Annotated in this window: 3 rRNA genes; all 3 read left to right on the top strand. The window is 54.1% G+C overall.

The annotated features are described in order from the left end of the window. The first annotated feature begins 106 nt into the window (after positions 1 to 106). The 3 genes from ACW5DN_RS13905 to rrf all read left to right on the top strand — a co-directional run bounded on the left by ACW5DN_RS13905 (position 107) and on the right by rrf (position 4857). Positions 107 to 1601 (top strand): 16S ribosomal RNA (locus ACW5DN_RS13905). A gap of 144 nt (positions 1602 to 1745) precedes the next feature. Then, positions 1746 to 4626, top strand: a 23S ribosomal RNA gene (locus ACW5DN_RS13910). 116 nt (positions 4627 to 4742) lie between these two features. After that, positions 4743 to 4857, top strand: a 5S ribosomal RNA gene (gene rrf, locus ACW5DN_RS13915). The 16S, 23S and 5S rRNA genes sit together here, the layout of an rRNA operon. Positions 4858 to 5014 lie beyond the last annotated feature (157 nt).

A 5014-nucleotide genomic window follows, 5' to 3' on the forward strand; every position in this document is an offset into this window, starting at 1 on the left:
TGAATCAAGAACAAGCATCGCAAGATGTGAGTAATCGAGTTATTTGGGTCTGGATAGACACTGCACTCAAAGCATAGACAAGGCCTTCGGGCTGCGTCGCAATACTTAAGTGAAGAGTTTGATCCTGGCTCAGAGTGAACGCTGGCGGCAGGCCTAACACATGCAAGTCGAACGGCAGCACAGCAGAGCTTGCTCTGTGGGTGGCGAGTGGCGGACGGGTGAGGAATACGTCGGAATCTGCCTTTTTGTGGGGGATAACGTAGGGAAACTTACGCTAATACCGCATACGACCTACGGGTGAAAGCGGAGGACCTTCGGGCTTCGCGCAGAAAGATGAGCCGACGTCGGATTAGCTAGTTGGAGGGGTAATGGCCCACCAAGGCGACGATCCGTAGCTGGTCTGAGAGGATGATCAGCCACACTGGGACTGAGACACGGCCCAGACTCCTACGGGAGGCAGCAGTGGGGAATATTGGACAATGGGCGCAAGCCTGATCCAGCCATGCCGCGTGTGTGAAGAAGGCCTTCGGGTTGTAAAGCACTTTTGTACGGGAAGAAAAGCAATCGGTTAATACCCGGTTGTCATGACGGTACCGTAAGAATAAGCACCGGCTAACTTCGTGCCAGCAGCCGCGGTAATACGAAGGGTGCAAGCGTTACTCGGAATTACTGGGCGTAAAGCGTGCGTAGGTGGTTTGTTAAGTCTGATGTGAAAGCCCTGGGCTCAACCTGGGAATGGCATTGGATACTGGCAGTCTAGAGTGTGGGAGAGGGTAGCGGAATTCCCGGTGTAGCAGTGAAATGCGTAGATATCGGGAGGAACATCCGTGGCGAAGGCGGCTACCTGGACCAACACTGACACTGAGGCACGAAAGCGTGGGGAGCAAACAGGATTAGATACCCTGGTAGTCCACGCCCTAAACGATGCGAACTGGATGTTGGGGACACTTAGGTCCTCAGTATCGAAGCTAACGCGTTAAGTTCGCCGCCTGGGAAGTACGGTCGCAAGACTGAAACTCAAAGGAATTGACGGGGGCCCGCACAAGCGGTGGAGTATGTGGTTTAATTCGATGCAACGCGAAGAACCTTACCTGGCCTTGACATGTCGAGAACTTACTAGAGATAGTTTGGTGCCTTCGGGAACTCGAACACAGGTGCTGCATGGCTGTCGTCAGCTCGTGTCGTGAGATGTTGGGTTAAGTCCCGCAACGAGCGCAACCCTTGTCCTTAGTTGCCAGCACGTAATGGTGGGAACTCTAAGGAGACTGCCGGTGACAAACCGGAGGAAGGTGGGGATGACGTCAAGTCATCATGGCCCTTACGGCCAGGGCTACACACGTACTACAATGGTGGGGACAGAGGGCTGCAAACTCGCGAGAGCTAGCCAATCCCAGAAACCCCATCTCAGTCCGGATCGCAGTCTGCAANAAGACATGGGTCTGTAGCTCAGGTGGTTAGAGCGCACCCCTGATAAGGGTGAGGCCGGTGGTTCGAGTCCTCCCAGACCCACCAACCAAAGCTGTCGACGAAATTCTGAATGAATCTGCGCACACACACATAGATTTGAAGCAACCAGGCGTTGAGGCCGGGTTGCGTTCTTTGAAAACTGGGACGTAGCGAGCGTTTTGAGACGGAATGTCCATGACGTGTCGTAGAGGCTAAGGCGGGGACTACGAGTCCCTAATATTTGAAGTGAGACGTTGTGTTCACGCAACGTATGATCCTGAGGCGACTTGGGGTTATATGGTCAAGTGAATAAGCGCACACGGTGGATGCCTTGGCGGTCAGAGGCGATGAAGGACGTGACAGCCTGCGAAAAGCGTGGGGGAGCTGGCAATAAGCATTGATCCCGCGATGTCCGAATGGGGAAACCCACTCCGCAAGGAGTATTGCATGATGAATACATAGTCATGCAAGGCGAACCCGGTGAACTGAAATATCTAAGTAACCGGAGGAAAAGAAATCAACCGAGATTCCCTGAGTAGTGACGAGCGAACGGGGAACAGCCCTTAAGTTGATTGAGTTTTAGCAAAACAACCTGGGAAGGTTGGCCATAGACGGTGACAGCCCGGTATGCGAAAAGGCTCTTTCAATGAAAACGAGTAGGGCGGGGCACGAGAAACCCTGTCTGAACATGGGGGGACCATCCTCCAAGGCTAAATACTACTGACCGACCGATAGTGAACCAGTACCGTGAGGGAAAGGCGAAAAGAACCCTGGTGAAGGGAGTGAAATAGACCCTGAAACCGTGTGCGTACAAGCAGTAGGAGCTCCTTCGTGGAGTGACTGCGTACCTTTTGTATAATGGGTCAGCGACTTACAGTTCGTGGCAAGCTTAACCGTATAGGGGAGGCGAAGGGAAACCGAGTCTGAATAGGGCGCATAGTCGCGGGCTGTAGACCCGAAACCGGGTGATCTAGTCATGCCCAGGGTGAAGGTACCGTAACAGGTACTGGAGGCCCGAACCCACTCCCGTTGCAAAGGTAGGGGATGAGGTGTGATTAGGAGTGAAAAGCTAATCGAACCCGGAGATAGCTGGTTCTCCTCGAAAGCTATTTAGGTAGCGCCTCGGACGAATACTACTGGGGGTAGAGCACTGTTATGGCTAGGGGGTCATTGCGACTTACCAAACCATGGCAAACTCCGAATACCAGTACGTACTATCCGGGAGACACACGGCGGGTGCTAACGTCCGTCGTGAAAAGGGAAACAACCCAGACCCACAGCTAAGGTCCCAAATCAGTGCTGAGTGGAAAACGATGTGGAAAGGCACAGACAGCCAGGAGGTTGGCTTAGAAGCAGCCATCCTTTAAAGAAAGCGTAATAGCTCACTGGTCGAGTCGGTCTGCGCGGAAGATTTAACGGGGCTAAGCATTGAACCGAAGCTTGGGGTGCATACTTTGTATGCGCGGTAGAGGAGCGTTCCGTAAGCCGATGAAGGTGGATTGAGAAGTCTGCTGGAGGTATCGGAAGTGCGAATGCTGACATGAGTAACGATAATGCGGGTGAAAAACCCGCACGCCGAAAGCCCAAGGTTTCCTTGCGCAATGTTAATCAACGCAGGGTGAGTCGGCCCCTAAGGCGAGGCAGAAATGCGTAGTCGATGGGAAGCAGGTTAATATTCCTGCACCTCGCGTAAGTGCGATGGAGGGACGGAGAAGGTTAGGTATACCGGGCGTTGGTTGTCCCGGGGAAAGCAGGTAGGTGGATCCCTTAGGCAAATCCGGGGGGTCATTAACGCCGAGCAGCGAGACGAGCCCATTAGGGTGAAGTTACCGATACCACGCTTCCAGGAAAAGCTCCTAAGCTTCAGCTTACGCAGACCGTACCGTAAACCGACACAGGTGGGCAGGATGAGAATTCTCAGGCGCTTGAGAGAACTCGGGTGAAGGAACTAGGCAACATGGCACCGTAACTTCGGGAGAAGGTGCACCCCTGATGGTGGCTCATGCGAGCTATAGCTGTCGGGGGTCGCAGTAACCAGGCCGCTGCGACTGTTTATCAAAAACACAGCACTCTGCAAACACGAAAGTGGACGTATAGGGTGTGACGCCTGCCCGGTGCTGGAAGGTTAATTGATGGGGTCAGCCGCAAGGCGAAGCTCTTGATCGAAGCCCCAGTAAACGGCGGCCGTAACTATAACGGTCCTAAGGTAGCGAAATTCCTTGTCGGGTAAGTTCCGACCTGCACGAATGGCGTAACGATGGCGGCGCTGTCTCCACCCGAGACTCAGTGAAATTGAAATCGCTGTGAAGATGCAGCGTTCCCGTGGCAAGACGGAAAGACCCCGTGAACCTTTACTATAGCTTTACACTGAACGTTGAGTTCGTCTGTGTAGGATAGGTGGGAGGCTATGAAACCCTGGCGCTAGCTGAGGTGGAGCCATCCTTGAAATACCACCCTGTCGTGCTTGACGTTCTAACCCAGGTCCGTTATCCGGATCGGGGACCGTGTATGGTGGGTAGTTTGACTGGGGCGGTCTCCTCCCAAAGTGTAACGGAGGAGCACGAAGGTACGCTCAGCGCGGTCGGACATCGCGCACTGTGTGCAAAGGCATAAGCGTGCTTGACTGCGAGATCGACGGATCAAGCAGGTACGAAAGTAGGTCTTAGTGATCCGGTGGTTCTGTATGGAAGGGCCATCGCTCAACGGATAAAAGGTACTCCGGGGATAACAGGCTGATACCGCCCAAGAGTTCATATCGACGGCGGTGTTTGGCACCTCGATGTCGGCTCATCACATCCTGGGGCTGTAGTCGGTCCCAAGGGTATGGCTGTTCGCCATTTAAAGTGGTACGCGAGCTGGGTTCAGAACGTCGTGAGACAGTTCGGTCCCTATCTGCCATGGGCGTTGGAGATTTGAGAGGGGCTGCTCCTAGTACGAGAGGACCGGAGTGGACGAACCTCTGGTGTTCCGGTTGTCACGCCAGTGGCATTGCCGGGTAGCTATGTTCGGAAGCGATAACCGCTGAAAGCATCTAAGCGGGAAGCGCGCCTCAAGATGAGATCTCCCGGGAGCTTGACTCCCCTAAAGGAACCATCAAGACCAGGTGGTTGATAGGCAGGGTGTGTAAGTACAGCAATGTATTGAGCTAACCTGTACTAATGATCCGTGTGGCTTGACCATATAACCTCAAGTGGCCTTGGACTCGACGACGCGTCGACGACATTCCAGCCAAACCAAACTCGCTACGTCCCACCCTATTGAGAGCCCGCGCCGCAGGCGCGACTCCGACCAGTTTGCTCAGTGATAATAGCTGTGTGGCACCACCCGATCCCATCCCGAACTCGGAAGTGAAACGCACACGCGCCGATGGTAGTGTGGCCTAAGCCATGCAAGAGTAGGTCATTGCTGAGCATTTACACCGAAGGCCGGTCCCCATAAGGGGCCGGCCTTCTTCTTTTGCGGATTTAGCTGCCGATGCCCAACGCCGCTTGCGCCAGCAAGGCGATCACGCAAAGAAGCCCCACAGCCCAGACCAGACTGCGCAGCTTGTCCAGGTTGGCTATATAAA

The sequence above is a fragment of the Lysobacter sp. A289 genome (assembly GCF_054072675.1).